The following is a 17,505-nucleotide window of genomic DNA, read 5'->3' as shown; positions in this document are numbered from 1 at the left end:
AAGTACAGATAAGAAACGGAGTAGTTGGCTTCGACTAAACTTACGGCGAATAACGTCTTTGCCAGTGTGATTACTGCCAACCGCATGAAAGCAGTGCTTGCCTAAATCGATACCTAAGATGTGAATGGTAGACATATGGTTCACCTCGTTCTGAGAGCCTACTCTAAGCGTAGGGCTTGAGAGTGAGGCGGACCATATAATTAGCCCCTCTGCAAGTTCATCGCAGAGGGGCTTTTTCATTCAGGTTAGATAAACAATTGCCTTAGCTTAATGGGTTACCAGTAAGCAGGACTATCCAAACCTTGCACGCAAGAGGATGGGCCTTGGATTGGCGTCAATTCACCGGCAAGTGATTGTGCCAACCAACCATGTGGAAAGCTCAAAGTATGAGGCGCTTTGAATTGCGCTTCCGTCACTTGTTGGAAACCAACGCGCGAATAGAAGTTAGGGTCGCCGTAGGTAAACACCAACTCGATACCTTGCTGTTTCAAGTGTTCAAGGCCAGAGTTGATCAGGGCTTGTCCTACGCCTTTACCTTGGCATTCTGTTAGCGTTGCCATTGGCGACAACAAGTAACCCACTTCACCATTCTCAAAGCGTAGCGGTGTAAATAACACGCCTGCGATCAAGCGTTCACCTTGTTTTGCCACAAAGCCTTTTAGCTCCTGTTCTGGGGTTGTTGTCAGTAAGTCACCGACGAGTAAGCCAATGGTTTTGCCTTCTGCTTCACCTTCAGAATCAGAAAAGGTTTGAGTAAACAAAGCGATCATCTCGCTGCTCATGCCTCTCTCATATTGAGAAAGTGTGTAGTTCGATTTTTGAGTATTTTGATTTGTTGTTTCGTTCATTTTTCTATCAATCTTTTTGTAAGATATACATCTGATACGCCACTTCATTTCCACGGCGTTTAATGATATCTAATTCAACTTGTATGTCTTTTAATGCTTGTGATGCTGGCATCTCAGCTTTCAAACTTTGCACACGCTCATCTAAAGGAACGTAGTAGTTATCCCATGCCTGTTGGCTAATTGGGAATGTCTCTAACACTCGGTAGCCTGCTGCTTTCGCCTGCGCAATACGCTTCTCGACACTGCCCACATCTGGGTATTCTTTTTGCCAGAACGCCACCGTATCTTCGCTTGGTGTATCCGTGTTCCAAACCAAATCGCTCACCACTAAGATACCGCCGTCCTTAAGCAATGGGCGCCATGCTTTGAATGCATTCTCCACACCCATGATGTAAGCACTGCCTTCCGCCCAAATTAGATTACTCGTCCCATCTGCAAATGGCAGTTCTGTCATGCTCGCACACACCGTGGTGATATTGTCACTCAAGCCAAGAGCCTCAGCTTTGCCTTGTAGGCGTTGCAAAGACGGCTCGTCGTTATCGACTGCAGTGACGTGTGCATGTTTTGCCAAAGTACGAGTCGCAATGCCCTGCCCGCAGCCGATTTCCAATATTTCATCAGGCTGAGTTGGTAATAGGCTCAATGCTTTCAACGTATCTTGCTCTGAACCAGGCCCCCAAAACTCCAAGGCTTCATATACGCGGAAGAAGTCAGCCATGTAGTCGTCGTGAGTATTCATATCTTTTGATAACCAACGTAAGTGAAGGGCTTCTTTCTCGCTAAAACCTTGCGTCATCAGCCATTTCAAGTGCGCATCCGGCGCGACTTCATCCAACGATTCATGCCAATCGGTTAACGGTGTTTCACCAAGCAGCGCTGCCAAGAGCTGTCGCGATTTCTGCTTTTGCTCAATCTCTTCATCAAGCTGTTTGAGTCGTTCCAGCATCAACTGTCGATCTACTTTGGCTTCCAAACAGGCTTTACACTCCTTGAGCGTCAGTCCGCCACTCTGCAATTGCTGGATCAAACGCAAGCGTTGTAGATCCGCATCGCTATACGCGCGGTAGCCGTTGCTTAACCGTTGCCCTTTGATGAGCTCAATCTTCTCGTAATAGAGCAATGTGGTGCGAGACAAGCCCAGCATCTCTGCCAGTTCCGATATCCGATACATGTAATTTTCCTCAGCGCTGATGAAAACATCTTAAACTGTAGAGTTATAGACAGGTCAATATGAATTGTAGAAAAAGATTCAAGAAGTAAAACGCCCACAATACGTTCGCATTGTGGGCGTTTTTATTCTGGCCGAGATTTAGCGTTATTTTACTCGTCCTTGGTCAACCAAGCTCGGGAAGACCTCATTGCGGAAAATCGTGCTTATCGCGATATCATCCACGTTTGAAGAGTCTACCCATTGGTATTCTTCGATTTCGTTACTGGCAACCACCTCGCCCGAATAATCATTTACGAAGAACACATCCATGACCAAAGTAATGCCGTCTTTATCGTGTGCAGGCGCCTCAAAGCGACCAAACAGCGTCAAGGCACCTTCCTTCACGGCAATGCTCACTTCTTCTTGAAGTTCGCGACATAACGCTTGCTCTGGCGTTTCGCCACTATCCAGTTTTCCGCCCGGCGCATAGAAGGTGTCTTTGCCTTTTGAGCGCAGCACTAACAACGCGCCGTCTTTAATGATGATACCTGCTGACTTGTGCATCTTGCTTTCCTTCTAGGCGTTAGAGAAACTTCTCGATCATAACTTCATTGATGTACTGGCCGTTAACTTTGGCGTGCTTCTTTGCAGTGCCGACCACTTCAAAGCCATGTTTTAGATACGTTGCGAGCGCGTTGGGGTTGTCCTCTCGAACATAAGCAAACAACTTTTCATAACCTTTGGATTTAGCATCGGTAAAGGTGGCGGTAAACAGCGCTGAAGCGACACCTTGTCGGCGACATTTGGCATCAACTAACGTACCGATAATGCCGACATGCGCAAATGCCTTGGTATAACTGGCGAAAGGCTCTACGTTTTGGAAACCCAGTACGGCGCTGTCTTCCTCATCCGCTTCTTTTACATTTAATGCTACATTGAACACACCCGTTTCAGGAAAGCTTTCAATGAAGCCTTCTTCCTCTTCTGGGGTAAAGGTGGTATCAAGGATTGTGTATAAGCCCTCTTCTATGATGGGATTGAGAACTTCGGTAATGCCTTGAGCGTGCTGTTTTTGTGCCTTTGTGACGACAACTTTCATAGTATTTTTCGTTCTTTTTATAGGGATGAAATAGGAGCTCGATTATCTTCTATCTTGATCGTAAAACCAATGACCTAACGATCGTTCGATCAGTAAATACCCTCTGGATCATCCCATAGCTAACGCCCTATAAAAAAACCACCGCTTCGATGTTGTTACCATCGGGATCATAAAAGAACGCTGCGTAGTAATTTGGCGCATAGTGTTCACGTAAACCTGGCTCTCCATGACAAGTAAACCCAGCTTCGATACCTGTTCTATGAAAAGCCTCGACGGACGCTTTGTCATTCGTTTTAAACGCAATGTGGCAAGGGGCACTTTGGTCACTCTTTTCTATCAGAAAACGCGTATTGGGTTCACCAACTAATCCAAAGCCTGCCGCTGCTTCGTCCAACCATTTTAGTTCGATGCCCAGAGGGGTAAGCACCTTGGAGTAAAAAGCGAAACAAGCATCAAAATCCACAACTTTGATTTCAAAATGATCAATCATATCTATCCCTACTTGATTGAATTTGTTCCATAAAAAAGACCACCTTAATCAAAGGTGGTCTCGATTGCGAAGTCTATCGTTTTATCGGTGACAAACTTGTTGGTTATGCCCTAGCTTAACTTAAAGGACGGCCTTCATAATCACCCGTCAGTGTTTTCAAGAACGCTTTGATGGCATCCACTTCTTCATCCGACATTTCCACTCCGACTTGGTACTTACCCATGTCGTAGATGGCTTTTTCTAGCGTATCAGCATGACCATCGTGGAAGTATGGTGGTGTCAGTTCAATATTGCGCAAGGTTGGCACTTTAAACTTGTGTTTGTCTTCTTTGTTACCAGTGAAGTTGTAACGACCAAGGTCTGCGTCCGTCATATCAGTACCACGCTCAGCAAAGTAGTCCGCTTTCATGCCCATGGTTTCAAACGTTTCACCACCCATCGCTTCACCTGCGTGACAGGTTTGACAATCGTACTTCTTGAACAACATTAAACCGTATTTCTCGTGCGAGTCCAGCGCTTGAGTATCACCCATCATGTATTGGTCGAAGCGGCTATTTGGTGTGGTTAGGGTTTTCTCAAATTCGGCAATCGCATCCGTAATGTTGTTGCCATTAATCTCACCTGAGTAAACCTTTTTGAACATCGCAACCATTTCTGGGTCTTGGCTTAACTTGTCGACGATTTCATCCCAATCCACAGAACCCATTTCAATAGGGTTAAACGGAGGACCACCCGCTTGGTCTTGCAGATCCGCAGCACGGCCATCCCAGAATTGCAGTTTGTTGTACACAGCATTAAACACGGTTGGCGCGTTGATGCCACCCACTTGGCCATGAATACCAACAGATGTTACGAGTCGGTCCACGCCGCCTGTATCAAGGCTATGGCATGACGCACATGAGACACTATTGTCTCCTGATAGTCGCGTGTCGTGATAAAGCACCTTACCCAGTTCAGCCTTGTCTGCATCGGTTTCGAACGTGGTGTAAATTGGTTGTAGAACTTTGGTTTTACGTTCTTCCGATACCGGAGACTGTGCATGACGCTCTGCACGCTTCTCACGAATCCACTTCAACAAGGTGTGCTTTTCGTCTTTGGACATGCTCGCTGACCAGTGCATCGTGAGGTAAATCGCTGGCGGCATTGAATCGTCGTACAACACCTTTTCTAAACGAGCTAATGCGACTTCAGAGACCAAATCATCTTGTTTGACATCATCAAACAGGTTGGTCATATCAAAGTGACGCATGGCCACCTTCACATCCGCTTCCATGATTTGTTTTGCTACTGGCATTTCTGAGTAGAAAGGCATTTCGCTGTTTGGCGTATGACAATAACCACAGCCTTTGTCTGAGAGCACCTTCATTGCTTGATAATCTAGCGTCGATTTATCCAGAGAACTGAACTGCACTAACTGTTGTTGAGCCACTTTTTGATCGTCTTGCTTCACCATGTAGACAGTACCTAAGTAAGCCACTAAGCCTGCTCCAACGATCCCTAGCGTAATTTTCTTTTTATTCATAACTTTCCCCTAATCCGTTGCGGCGAAAGTTATTGAAATACCGATATTTTTAAAAATGGGAAAAAGGAATAGATATTAATCGAATATTTAGATGAGAAGCGGATTTAACATCTAATAGTTTTTAAAACAGACACTTGCCGACGAACGTAAAAAATGCAACATAAAAACAACAACTTAAAACTAGAACTTTTATTGATATGAGTCAAAAATGACGGGAGCTCCAATATATTAACCAAACATATTAAATTCGATTAAAAATAATTCAGAACGAAATAAAGTAAGAATGGTGGAAGGGGTAAAGGAAAATAATATGGGCACAAAAAAAGGCAGCTCGTAAGCTACCTTTTTTGCAAGTCAGCAAATTAAATTATGCTTTCTTAACGTCTTTAGCTGGGTAAGTTAGCGTTGCTTCGCCAGCTTTAACGCGTACGTAAAAACCGCCGCTGCTTAGACCTGTAACAACCATTTCACCAAGATCGATACCTTTAGTAGCTACTACTACGTCACCGATTGAAAACATATTTAATACCCTGTTTATGTAGATTATGACCTTAAGTCGTTGGCGGTATTTAAGCTGAAATCGCCCCCTTAGCCTAATCAGGTTTTTTGTCGTTATGATTAACATTTATTATTGTTATAAGCCTTGTTTTTCAAGGCTTTGTTAAGGTTTGATAGAGATCGCTTTTACGCATTCAGCTTCGCATAAGTAAAGGGGAGATTTCCCCCTATTACGCTATGATGAGGTTAACCAAACCAAGTCATTCTCGCTAAAACTTAGTTTCTTGAGGCAACTTGGATATCGAATCCTATTGGGAGAAAGACAATGAAAAATGGACTCACAATTCGCGCTTTAGAACGTTCTGATTTGCGTTTTATTCACGATCTCAACAATAACCGCAACATCATGACGTATTGGTTTGAGGAACCGTATGAGTCGCATGATGAATTAGAAGAATTGTACAGAAAGCACATTCATGATGATGCAGAACGTCGCTTTGTAGTAGAGGATGAGCAAGGCGTACTTATTGGCCTAGTAGAGCTAATTGAAATTAACTATATTCACCGTAGCGCCGAGTTCCAAATTATTATCGCCCCTGATCATCAAGGTAGAGGTTACGCGGAAGAGGTCATTAATCGTGCACTTGATTATTCGTTTTCAATCTTAAACTTGCACAAAATTTATCTATTGGTGGCGCTCGACAACGAAAAGGCGATTCATCTCTATGAGAAATGTGGCTTTATTGAAGAAGGTCATTTAGTGCAAGAGTTCTTCATTAATGGCAGCTATAGAGATGTGAAACGTATGTACATTTTGCAAAATCAATTTCGTACAAAATTTGAAATTGACCAATAAGCGCAAATCCCTTTCACACGGTTGGGTGAACGAGATTGGACATACCACTCGTGAAGTAGCGAGTGGTATGACACATGCTCGATTATTCAAACTGATATTGGTATGAGAAGATGACACGCTTGTCAGGGTCATCGAGATAAGTGTTGTTGTCCATCATAAACGTCATCAAGTTAAACGAGTGACGTTTTTGCACAAGATAACCTAAACCTAAGCCACCAAAAGCGCCTTTGTAGTTGTCGCCTTCACTGTTCTCCGAGCCATAAGAGCCACCCGCGAATCCCATCAACGTTAATTGCTCTGTCAAAGGTTTTAACGCAAATGCGCCTAAATAGCCGCTACTACCAGAAGAATTCATCATGTTGAACCCATTCTCGGGGCTAGGTGTACCACTGAAACCAGGATCCGAACATGCACTTCCCCCTGCTCCGTCACAAACCGGCATATCGCCATCGTTATAAGTGTAGCCTGCAATAGGGAAGATCTGAAAGCCTGCTGGCTCGATGCCAAAATAGCTCAAAGGTACAAAGGTTCCAACGCTGTAGTTGGTTTGGTCTGCGCCATTGGTGTATTCATTCTTACCAAAGTTGAAGTTCACAATACCAACGGGGAACAACCACGAACCGCCCACACGCCATTCACTGGCATCATCATTGATGCGAACGTTAATTTTACGCGCTTCATCTAATGCCAGCGAGCCAGAGAATGAGATGTTCTGGTCATCAAAATCATAGTTGTTGGAATAAGATGCACCAAACTTAGTGATAACCTTAGTAGGGTCATCGGCTAATTTGTTTTTGTTCTCTTTGGGAACGCGTTCGCTAGCCAGAGCCGACGAGCTTAAAACTAACGCTGCACATGCCAGCCAAAACGTGTTGTTCATTTCAAATTTCCTCGACGAATTCGTTTTCGTCTTTTTACTTTGTGCTTTTTGTTCAGTTTAATTGATACCGTCCCGCTACAAACAAAAACGGCGGTAAGCCTAGGACGTGCTTACCGCTGCTTTTCGTTGGATCGCTAATCTAGTGATTGCGTTAACGCCGGATTATTGGTTTTTCCAGCTGTAGCCAATGCTCAAGAAGTACAACGCTGGATCATCAAAGCTTGCAATCGTGTTACCCGCTCGACCTTTCACTTCAGACGATTCAATCAAGGTCGCTTCAAAGGCAACTGAAACCGTGCTTGCTTCATCAATCTTATAATCAATGCCCGTACCTAGACGGTAAGCGTTGCCAGTTGGGATAGTCAGATCACCGTTGGATTGGTCTGTGTACATGCTTGAGTCAAAGGCGAAACCTGCATTCCACATCACTTTGCTATTAACCTTGTACTGTGTACCCAAAGCAATCTGGTAGGTGTCTTGTGTTTCCACATCCATCAGCGTCTGGTAAGCGCTCCAGTCTTGCCAGTTCAAGTTACCCATCACAGCCAGTTTGTCATTGAGCTCATGGTAAGCACTGAATACCAACTGCTGAGGCGCAACGGCACTGGTCGAGAAGTCTTTATCATCGAATTCGAACTCAGTTTCATTCGAGTAAGACAGACCTAAGCGAGTATCTGAATTCAATTCATACAGCACACCAACGCGGCCATTGACTTGAGTGTCTGTATCTTCAATGCCACCAGCGAGAGTCGTACCATCAACTTTGACATCCATATCTAAGATGCCGTAATGGATGCCCAATGCAGCACCTACAGACCATTGATCGTTAATACGGTATGAAGCAGAAGGTTGAACCGTCACGGCCTGAGTAATTGCATTAGGAATATCAATACGGCTGAACAGCTTATCGTATTCCAGACCCAAGCCGTAGTTGCCGTACATACCAATACCAAGCGTCCACTTATCGTTCACTTGTTGGCTATAAAACGCAGAACCAAGTGGCACGTAACCAATGATGTTACCTGCGTCACCGCCACCAAATGTGTCCAGTGTTGTGTCGCCATACAAGCTGATCAAGTGACCCGAAAATGACTGACCCGCCACGTTAGACAGACCTGCCGGGTTCGCCGCCATGACCGAGGCATCCTGCGCTCTTGCCGCCATACCCGCAGACGCTAAACCAATGTCTGTGGTGGAAGTCTCATACAAATATAGACCTCCTGCTTGCGCTGCTGCACACGAGATGAGGGACCCCACAGCAACGATTTTGGTAAGATTTTTCATACTAAAACCTATAAGTATGTTAGGAGAAAACCCGTACTGCGGCGTTGGTTGTATATCAGTGAAAGGACTGACCATCACACACAGCACAGGCAATTTGTGGATTGAATGAGAAATAAAACCGACTAAGCGATTAGTCTTTCTTCTATTTTTGTTTTCATCTTGTCGCCTGAAATAAAACCAACGACGAATGCGCTTAAAATTTGATGCGCCTTGTTATTTCCACTTAATGTGTGACCAAACATCACACAGCAAAAATGCGTAAATTATTTTTATCTTATGAGTCGTATTAGAATTGGTAGTTGTATTCGATACGGTGGTCACCATCGCCAAAGTCGACTTGCTCATTCCAGTTAGCGAAGTAACGAATATTTGAACGCGGTGTTATTTGGTAAGAAATCGCAAATTCATGCGTTAAGATATTATCCTCACCCGCATAATACGTGTCTTTATAATCACTTGAGCCCGACAATGTGTGCATATACATCGGGTTATAGTTGATCCAAATTTTGTCGGTAATATCGATTTTCGAGTACATACCAACCACAGTAAATGTACCTGGAATCTCGTAGCCGTTGTCTTCACCACTGAAGTCATTGGCAATCGTCACACCTACACCAGCTAATGGGTAAAGCTGGACAACACCAAGCTTCGGTAAGGCCTTGATGAAGCTGTACGACGCATCCAACTTGTCAGCATCCACGTCGTAGTTCACATCAAGCTGACGTCCCAATCCTTTCGCAACTTCAACTTGGAAATTACGCAGGCGGAAGGAATCAATACTGTCATCCACTTTACTGTACAACGGGTCATCTTCATCTCGAATGCCAAACAGTTCGCCACCAATACCTTTTACTTCGATAACGTTCATCGCCATCGTGCCCGGTTGAGACGCTTTATAAGTTTGGCCTATCTTGATGTTTGCCCCTTTGTCCGTAATGCCAAAGCCGGCTTGGGTATAAACCGCAAGAGGATCGGACATATCTTGTAGTTCTTTATCTGTATCTGTCTCAGCAAAAACGGGGGACGCAAACTGGATTGCTGCTGCCATCACGACAACAGACGGTTTCACGATATTCATAGGATTTTATCCATCTTTTATTCAATTAAACGCATGCGTCAACAAACCTGCATAAATCGCGGACGAACTGAATCGAGCCTCGGAAAGTTCGATTTCCAACGCGAATTTACAAATAACAGGTTGTTTAACGCTGCATTTAAATTAAATAGAGGATAACGGTAAGTTCAATCACCTATGGTTATATGAGTTATAACCTAAATTTTGGTTTAGATTTGAAATGAAATTTAGATTAACAATTATCTAAATAGTAGATATCACAACAAACAATGAATAATTAGTTAATATAGATTGAACATGTGAAATCAAATAAAAGAGAAAATAAACGACCAATTGGGAAATGAAACAACCTAGGCGTTTAGCTATATACTTTCACAGCAATTTCACCAATAAATAAATCATGTTGGATTAAACATATATTCTACAACTGTAAAGTATTTTCATTAATAAAATGTTATTTCACCTTGGCGTTCGATACTTCCACTTCTTGGTAATTCTTCAATATCATTTATGTGAACTACGTTGGCATCGCATATTTTTCTGTTCTACCTTAAACAAAAAAACGCAGCCCGAAGACTGCGTTTTAATTCCAATGTGAGTGAGCTTAAGCTCTTCGGTTAATCCGCCCTCTCGCTTACAGCTTTTCAACGCCCATATTGAACAAAGTAAAGCTGTAAACATCGGCAGTTTTCTCAATAACCTTGCTGGTCGGTGTGCCTGCACCGTGACCTGCGTTGGTTTCGATTCGAATCAAAGTTGGATTCGTACCCGCTTGTTTCGACTGTAGCTCAGCCGCAAATTTGTAAGAGTGCGCTGGCACCACGCGGTCATCATGATCACCGGTTGTGACCATAGTTGCTGGATACTTAACGCCGGCTTTGACGTTGTGTACTGGCGAGTAACCTTTGAGGTAATTGAACATCTCTTTACTTTGCTCTGCTGTACCGTAGTCATAAGCCCAGCCCGCTCCTGCCGTAAAGGTATGGTAGCGAAGCATATCCAATACACCCACTGCCGGCAGTGCCACTTTGAACAGCTCTGGGCGCTGCGTCATCACTGCACCAACAAGCAAGCCGCCGTTCGAACCACCGTTAATCGCGAGCTTGTCTGACGAGGAGTAGTCTTTATCGATAAGGAACTCAGCTCCGGCAATAAAGTCATCGAACGAGTTTTGCTTCTCTAATTTGGTGCCGGCGTTGTGCCACTCTTTGCCGTACTCACCACCGCCACGGATGTTCGCGACAGCGTAGATACCGCCCATTTCCAACCATGCCGCTCGGCTTGGGCTGAAGTAAGGCGTCAGGCTGATATTGAAACCACCATAACCATACAAAATCGTTGGCGCAGTGCCGTCCATCGGCGTGCCTTTTTTGTAGGTGATGATCATTGGAATCTTGGTGCCGTCTTTCGATTTGTAGAACACCTGACGAGATTCAAATTGTGCCGGATCGAATGGTGCGTTCGATTTGTGGTAAACCTCGCTGTCGCCCTCTTTGATGCCTAGGCGATAAGTCGTGCTTGGCGTCTTGTAGTTGGTGAAAGAGTAGTAGACTTCAGCGTCTTCTTTCTTACCCCAAAAGCCGTAAGCACTGCCGATGTCTGGCAGCTTGATTTCACGAATAAACTTACCGTCCATGTCGTATTGTTTGACCATCGAAAGGGCATCAACAATGTAGCTGGCAAACAGGTAACCACCCGCAGTTGATGGGCTAAGCACGTTGTCAGTTTCAGGAATTAAATCTTTCCAATTCTTCGACTCAGGGTTGCTCGCATCCACCGTCACCACTCGTTTGTTTGGAGCATCTAAGTTAGTGACCAAATACAGCTTGGTGCCTTTGCTATCAATCACCCAAGTATCAGAATTGGTGTCATCCAAAATGGTTTGCAGCGAACTGTCTGGCTTGGTCAAATCTTTGAAGAACAGCTTATTGCCAGACGTTGAAGTGCTTGCCGAAATAAATAGGTAACGTTGGTCGTCCGAAGTGTACCCGCGAACGTATCGGTGCTTCTCTGCATCTGTACCACCGAAGATAAGCTTGTCCTCACTCTGCTTAGTGCCTAGCTCGTGATAGTAAAGCTTGTGTTGGTCGGTTTTTGCCGAAAGCTCGCTGCCTTCTGGCTTGTCGTAACTTGAGTAGTAGAAACCTTTGTTCCCCAGCCAATTCACGCCGCTGAACTTAATATCCACTAGCGTCTCACCGACAGGCTTTTTGGTTTCAGCATCAAGCACAATCACTTTGCGCCAATCGCTACCGCCTTCTGAAATGCTGTAAGCGACTAAAGAACCATCTTTGGTGAAGCTCACATTCGCCAGCGAGGTCGTGCCATCTTCGCTAAAGGTATTTGGATCGAGGAAGACTTCTGGCTTGCCATCATCAAGTTGGCGGTAAAGTACGTCTTGATTTTGCAAACCGTCGTTCTTGTAGAAATAGGTGTATTTACCTTCTTTGAATGGTCGCCCTAACTTCTCGTAATCCATCAACTGAGTTAAGCGTTCTTCGATCTGGTGACGATAAGGAATTTGCGCCAAGTAATCGAACGTGACTTGGTTCTGCGCTTTCACCCAATCTGCGGTTTCTTTACTGCGGTCGTCTTCTAACCAGCGGTATGGGTCACTAACTTTGGTACCAAAATACTCATCCACCACATCAACTTTCTTTGTCGTTGGGTACTTCACCGCCATTTTGTGTACGTGTTCAACCAATTCCTTTGTTGAGTCTTCGGCATAAGCTCCTGGTAATACGCCCGTCATCGCAAACGCGGTCACCAGTGCTAAGGTTTTCTTTTTCATAGACTTCCTTTTCTGTTTTTGTTTTGTGTAATGCATCAAGCATCTTACCCATATCGAAGTAAGGATTCTAATGGCTTTGAGAAAATTGCTGGTGAAGGTTTTAAAGTCACCAAAGCCAAACTAGCTGCTTGGCTTCGGTGATCCCCCGCAATGTGGAGTTATAGACAAGAGCTTGTTAGCTCAGTTCAATGCTTCGAGACACACCCGACTCCACGGCAAAATCTTGGTCGTGACTGATAAGAATAAAGCCGCCTCGATACGCGCTTAGCGCCTGAGCAAGCATGATTTTCGAATCCAAGTCTAGGTGATTATCCGGCTCATCCAAGAGCAACAAAGGCTGCGTTGGTTGATGACTGACAATCAGCATAGCGAGCTTCATTTTCTCGCCGCCACTCAATACGCTGCCCAAACGAAACACACTGTCTCGGCGAAAGCCAATGCCTGCTAATAATGTTCTGGCATCGCTTTCTTTCATCCCCTCACAATGTTGCATCAGGTTTTCCAACATGGAGAGTTCAGGCTGTATCGCACCAAAGTGTTGGTCGAGATAATAAAGCGGCGTATTGATTTGTAGCTCACCACTTTGCAATAAGAACTCGCCCAAGAGTGTTTTCAGTAAGGTTGATTTACCGCACCCGTTTTTGCCCAACAAATGCAATTTATCATCCGCATGAACTTGCGCAGTGATGGGTTGAGCCGAACCAAATGGCAGCACGCCTTCTAAAAGCGACAGGACTTTTCGCGAACGACTTTGACTGTCTGCCAAATACAACTTTTGCCCTTTGATTTGCTCTTTGCGCACTCGCAAACTTTGCTCTTTCTCTTGCAAGTGCGCTTTGCGAAGTTGCTCGTTTTTATTACGACTGGCGGCTCGGGCTGTGGCTTTGTCTTTCATACCATCCAATAAGATCTTTGGCTGGCTGCCATCCTTTCTTAGCTTGTTACCTTGAGCCGCTCTTTGTTCTGCTTTCTCTCGATTGCGCTGAGCTTGCTCTTCCAATTGCTTTTTTTGTTTATCGACAGCAGCTAATTGGCGTTCCACCGCTTGTAGTTCGGTGCGCTTTTGCTCGGCATACACGTCGTAATTACCGCCAAACACTTGTAAGCCTAAACCGGATAGCTCCCAGATTTCCTCCATCTCGCGCAACAATTCTCGGTCGTGACTTATAAGCAGAATCGCTCCTGAGAAATTGCGCATCGAATGAATCAACCACTGCTTGGCATGTGTATCAAGATGGTTCGACGGTTCATCAAGGATCAGTAATTCCACTTCGCTTTCGAACAATTGCCACAGTTGCAAACGCGCTAACTGCCCGCCACTCAATTGCGAACAAGGAAAGTCTGGCTGTGGCGGCAAACCCATGGCTTCTAACTGCTTAGCAAGTTGGATGGGCAAATCCCATTGTTCACCCACCACCTCAAACAGATGCTCAGAGCAATCGCCCGTCTCGATCTGCTTGAGTGCGCTGAGCACTTTGTCCTTTGCTAAAAATTGGGCAATTGAAAGATCGCCCTCCAACAAATGCGATGGTTGCTGACGATATGTCGCAAAGGACTTTGGTAAGGTTACTGTACCGCTGTTTAAGGTTTGCTCACCGCTGAGTATCGATGCAAACACCGATTTTCCGACACCGTTGCGTCCGACTAACCCAACACGACGTTTGGTCATAGAACATGAGATTTGCTGAAACAGCGTTTCGCCATTACCAAATTGATAACTGATATTGTAAGCCTGTAAGACTGGCATAATTTGCCTCCTGTATGACAGGGACAACAGCCGTAGCTTGAGATAAATCTAGAGATGAGATCGATGCAAATACACGCGCCCATAGAAGCGCTTCAAACAGAAAAATGGTAACTGCAAAGAAATATCGGAAAGTGAGCTACGCCTACTAACCCTGTAAATCCAAAAAAATAAAATGAGAGTTGGATGACAGGTTTAGTTGTTCATGTTGGCGTAATCTCCTAAAGAAGTGATGGGCAAAGTCTAAAGGTTTTCTTGTATAAAAAGCAAGCGACTTCTGCCACAAGCCGCTTTCAGACCGAGAGCTCGTTTGGGTGCCCTAGCTTACAAGGGCACAAACCTAGGACTATGCTTCAAAGTAAATTGCAGGTTTGATATCAACCAAAGGCGTGCCATCTAAGCAGTCCAACCCACGCACTTTAATTACTCCCTCGTCGATAGACTCAATCGGTATTACCGCCGCGCCAATAGGGTTTGGTCTGTGCGGAGAACGTAACGCAAATGTGCCCTTCTTCCCTTGCAGCATTTCAGGTTGGCGGTTCGCATCAGCAAGCCAATACAGAACCAGTATTTTCTGCCCGACTTCAAGCCCTACGAGCCCTTGGTAATACCGAGATTTAAGTTGAATTTCACACACAGGTCCATCTTGTGGCTGAATGTTATTTGGGCACTGAGAAACATCAGTATATGGCGTGCGAATTTGCCCAATAAACTCAAGTTGTGGGGTTTGAATTGTGTTCATATCAACCTCTATTTTTGTTCTGACTTCATCGCTGAAAAAGCGTAAATGGAAATGGTGACCAAGATGATTGAGCCACCAAGAATGCTTGCCATTGCAGGGATTTCATCAAAGAAGAGTAATGCCCAAAGTGGTGCTAGCACGGTTTCAATCATCAGAATCATGCCAACTTCAGGTGCCGTGATGTAACGAGTCGCAACTTGTGAAAGCACACGCCCAAACGGCGCAGTAAATAGCCCCATCAAGCCCATAATCAGCCAAGTATTCGCGCTGTAAGTTGAAGGCGTTGCCCAAAACAGCATTGCCATCGCTAAGAACAGCCCACCAAAACCAACGCTTGCCATGCGGCTTACGTGCTGATGCTTACGCAGCTGTACCTGATTGAGCGACAAACACACCACGGCAAACACTGCTAAACCATCGCCAATCCAGTTACCCGATTTAAAAGAGCCGGATACCACAATCGCAATACCCACCATCACAGCAACAATCGCAATCCACGTCGAGCGCTGGGTCACTTCACCCAAAAACCACCAGCTAAACAATGCAGCCAAAGCTGGTGCTGCACTTAGAATCACAAAGGTATTCGCAACCGTGGTTAGCTTAATGCTAATCACCAAACCAGCAGCACTGCCGAGCATCAATAAGCCAGACAACAATACATGCCAGCCGCTCTCTTTCACCGCTCGAACCAGACCGCGCTCATCGCGAAGCTGGATAAAAATTGGCATCGAAATCGCGGTAAACAAGCCAAATAGAAATGCGGTATCCACACCACTCACGCCCGAGAAACGAATAAAAATTGGGTCTAGGCTCATTAGCAACGCACCAACCAAGGTGATCATCACCCCGGCAAAGCGAGCGCCTTTGGCGTTTAGATTGTTTATAAATGCCGTCGTCATCGTCTTTCTCCTCAAAAAATAAATCATACTCGTTAGTATGATTTTATAATTTCAGAGTTGTGTCAACAAAAATCATACCGTATAGTATGATTAACAAATCAAGAGAATCTGAGCATGAGCAAGATCGAGCAAAACCGAGAGAAGAAACGCCGAGCTATTTTGGAAGCCGCGAAAGAGAACTTTTTGTCCGAGGGGTATGTGTTAGCAAACATGGATAAAATCTCCGCCCAAGCAGGCATGACAAAGCAAACCGTGTATCGCTACTTCCCATCTAAAGCAGCGCTATTTGAAGCAACATTGCGCCAGATAGGTGAAAATATGGATGGTGGCTTCATTACTCATCTACAAAAGGATGATCTGCGAGAAGCGTTGAACTCATTTGGTGAACACTTCGTTTCTTTCCACCTTTCTGATGAACACTTGGCGACCTTCCGCTTGTTGATTGCAGAAAGTGCCAAAGCGCCTGAGATCACGACGATCTTCCGCGAAGTCGGTCCGGACGATACCGATGCCAAGCTCACTCAGTTCTTCCAAGATCGTTTCGATATCAAGGAACCGGAAACACAGATTCGCCTTTGGACAGGCATGCTGCTGTCGATTCGCTCTGGCGTTTTAATGGGAATGGAAAAGCCAACGCAAGCCGAAATAAAGGAGCACGTGCAAGAAGTGACTGAGTTTTTGTTGGCAGCAATCGAGCATCAGAAGTGAACTAAAATCCATCGCTCGCCGTAATAGCCAAAGAGTGAAAACACCAATGGGAAACGGCTATGAATCTTTTGATTGAATCGGTCGAGGGTGGTATCTACCTCGCTTATAACGTAGAAAACCAAACAAGATCATTGATCTTGAACGAGCACAAAAGCCCGCTCAAATTTGCCAGCCTCTGCGAGGCAAGAGACCACTTTCGAGGAGAAGGATACTCCTCTGCAAAACTGGTTCACCTCAACGCATCCGATGAAATGTGTGGAGAAAGAATACGCTGTGACATGCCACTAGAGATTGAATTGAGCTGGTATTAGTATCGGCTCTTTTTTCGCCCTACCCTCAATATCCTCTCGCTCTTAGGCTGGTGATAACTTGCCAAAACTTTGAGCGATTTCGGGATCTTATCAACACATTTTTTGTTAAAGGCGTACTATGCTATTGGTAGTGTATTCCACAAGAGGGCGTGGTTATGAAATACAAACATATCCTAGTCGCACTGGAACTGTCTGATGAGAGTACTGTGTTGATTGACCGAGCGGTATCTATGGCGAGTTATCTCGGTGCCGAGATTTCTTTTATTCATATCGATGGTACTCATGGCGAAATTTATCGTGAGCTTGTCGATATTAAAGCAACCCCAGACCAAAGACCGTTGAATGAACATTCAATGGAGTGCTTAAAGTCCTTTAGCGATTACATGGAGCAGCCATTGAAGCACTTCTTCGTTGGCACGGGTGACTTGGCGGACAAACTGGAAGTGACCATCAAAGAGCAAGAAGTTGATCTGCTTATTTGTGGCCACCATCAAGACTTCTGGAGCAAGATCATTTCCTACTCAAGACATCTGATCAACAAGTCGCCGGTAGATATTCTGGTTGTGCCGATTCACGACTAGTTTGAATGTCTAGTCCTAAAATAGGTT

18 protein-coding genes are annotated in these 17,505 nt (G+C 44.9%); 4 read left to right on the top strand and 14 right to left on the bottom strand.

Annotation, left to right across the window (positions count from 1 at the left end; genetic code table 11):
- Positions 1 to 275: 275 nt before the first annotated feature.
- The 7 genes from BCT11_RS27770 to BCT11_RS27740 all read right to left on the bottom strand — a co-directional run bounded on the left by BCT11_RS27770 (position 276) and on the right by BCT11_RS27740 (position 5,629).
- Complete coding sequence (locus BCT11_RS27770; RefSeq protein ID WP_102390028.1) at positions 276 to 848, bottom strand: N-acetyltransferase; 573 nt, start codon at positions 846 to 848, stop codon at positions 276 to 278.
- Positions 849 to 855: 7 nt separating this feature from the next.
- Positions 856 to 2,019, bottom strand: coding sequence for a MerR family transcriptional regulator (locus tag BCT11_RS27765; protein ID WP_102390026.1), 1,164 nt, complete (start codon positions 2,017 to 2,019; stop codon positions 856 to 858).
- A gap of 144 nt (positions 2,020 to 2,163) precedes the next feature.
- Entirely contained in the window at positions 2,164 to 2,562 is a 399-nt protein-coding gene (locus BCT11_RS27760; RefSeq protein WP_102390024.1) for an NUDIX domain-containing protein, read from the bottom strand.
- Between the two features lie 19 nt (positions 2,563 to 2,581).
- Positions 2,582 to 3,097 (bottom strand): GNAT family N-acetyltransferase, encoded by a 516-nt coding sequence (locus BCT11_RS27755; RefSeq protein ID WP_102390023.1) that lies wholly within the window; start codon positions 3,095 to 3,097, stop codon positions 2,582 to 2,584.
- A gap of 127 nt (positions 3,098 to 3,224) precedes the next feature.
- Entirely contained in the window at positions 3,225 to 3,587 is a 363-nt protein-coding gene (locus tag BCT11_RS27750; protein ID WP_102390021.1) for a VOC family protein, read from the bottom strand.
- A gap of 115 nt (positions 3,588 to 3,702) precedes the next feature.
- Positions 3,703 to 5,109: a cytochrome c peroxidase gene (locus tag BCT11_RS27745; RefSeq protein WP_038876721.1), complete on the bottom strand. Its 1,407-nt coding sequence runs from the start codon at positions 5,107 to 5,109 to the stop codon at positions 3,703 to 3,705.
- A gap of 367 nt (positions 5,110 to 5,476) precedes the next feature.
- Positions 5,477 to 5,629, bottom strand: a complete 153-nt coding sequence (locus BCT11_RS27740) for a hypothetical protein (protein WP_095760490.1) — start codon at positions 5,627 to 5,629, stop codon at positions 5,477 to 5,479.
- A 303-nt stretch (positions 5,630 to 5,932) separates the two neighbouring features.
- Between BCT11_RS27740 and speG the strand changes: the two genes are divergently transcribed.
- Positions 5,933 to 6,463 (top strand): spermidine N1-acetyltransferase, encoded by a 531-nt coding sequence (speG, locus tag BCT11_RS27735; RefSeq protein WP_038876723.1) that lies wholly within the window; start codon positions 5,933 to 5,935, stop codon positions 6,461 to 6,463.
- A gap of 82 nt (positions 6,464 to 6,545) precedes the next feature.
- Here the strand turns inward: speG and BCT11_RS27730 are convergent, their stop codons facing one another.
- From BCT11_RS27730 to BCT11_RS27700, 7 genes are all read right to left on the bottom strand, one after another.
- Positions 6,546 to 7,343, bottom strand: a complete 798-nt coding sequence (locus BCT11_RS27730; RefSeq protein ID WP_102390019.1) for a hypothetical protein — start codon at positions 7,341 to 7,343, stop codon at positions 6,546 to 6,548.
- Positions 7,344 to 7,505: 162 nt separating this feature from the next.
- Positions 7,506 to 8,627, bottom strand: coding sequence for an outer membrane protein transport protein (locus BCT11_RS27725; protein WP_102390018.1), 1,122 nt, complete (start codon positions 8,625 to 8,627; stop codon positions 7,506 to 7,508).
- A gap of 286 nt (positions 8,628 to 8,913) precedes the next feature.
- Entirely contained in the window at positions 8,914 to 9,705 is a 792-nt protein-coding gene (locus BCT11_RS27720) for a hypothetical protein (protein WP_102390016.1), read from the bottom strand.
- Between the two features lie 631 nt (positions 9,706 to 10,336).
- The gene (locus BCT11_RS27715) at positions 10,337 to 12,493 is read right to left on the bottom strand and encodes a prolyl oligopeptidase family serine peptidase (RefSeq protein ID WP_102390014.1); all 2,157 of its coding nucleotides are present in this window, start codon (positions 12,491 to 12,493) and stop codon (positions 10,337 to 10,339) included.
- Between the two features lie 175 nt (positions 12,494 to 12,668).
- Positions 12,669 to 14,240, bottom strand: a complete 1,572-nt coding sequence (locus BCT11_RS27710; RefSeq protein WP_102390012.1) for an ATP-binding cassette domain-containing protein — start codon at positions 14,238 to 14,240, stop codon at positions 12,669 to 12,671.
- 343 nt (positions 14,241 to 14,583) lie between these two features.
- The gene (gene tsaA / locus BCT11_RS27705; protein ID WP_038865179.1) at positions 14,584 to 14,979 is read right to left on the bottom strand and encodes a tRNA (N6-threonylcarbamoyladenosine(37)-N6)-methyltransferase TrmO; all 396 of its coding nucleotides are present in this window, start codon (positions 14,977 to 14,979) and stop codon (positions 14,584 to 14,586) included.
- A gap of 8 nt (positions 14,980 to 14,987) precedes the next feature.
- Positions 14,988 to 15,878 carry a DMT family transporter gene (locus BCT11_RS27700; RefSeq protein WP_102390010.1) on the bottom strand — a complete coding sequence of 297 codons (891 nt, stop codon included), beginning with the start codon at positions 15,876 to 15,878 and terminating at the stop codon, positions 14,988 to 14,990.
- Positions 15,879 to 15,992: 114 nt separating this feature from the next.
- On the opposite strand from BCT11_RS27700, the gene BCT11_RS27695 reads away from it, so the two are divergent.
- The 3 genes from BCT11_RS27695 (at position 15,993) to BCT11_RS27685 (ending at position 17,478) form a co-directional block, all read left to right on the top strand.
- Positions 15,993 to 16,586, top strand: a complete 594-nt coding sequence (locus BCT11_RS27695) for a TetR/AcrR family transcriptional regulator (protein ID WP_042602563.1) — start codon at positions 15,993 to 15,995, stop codon at positions 16,584 to 16,586.
- 59 nt (positions 16,587 to 16,645) lie between these two features.
- Entirely contained in the window at positions 16,646 to 16,897 is a 252-nt protein-coding gene (locus BCT11_RS27690; protein ID WP_042602564.1) for a DUF6482 family protein, read from the top strand.
- A gap of 155 nt (positions 16,898 to 17,052) precedes the next feature.
- Positions 17,053 to 17,478, top strand: coding sequence for a universal stress protein (locus BCT11_RS27685; protein WP_042602565.1), 426 nt, complete (start codon positions 17,053 to 17,055; stop codon positions 17,476 to 17,478).
- Positions 17,479 to 17,505: the final 27 nt, after the last annotated feature.

The organism is Vibrio sp. 10N.222.52.B12 (assembly GCF_002875385.1).
GTDB lineage: Bacteria > Pseudomonadota > Gammaproteobacteria > Enterobacterales > Vibrionaceae > Vibrio > Vibrio jasicida.
The sequence above is the reverse complement of the archived record's forward strand: the minus strand, read 5'-3'. Positions and strand labels throughout refer to the sequence as shown.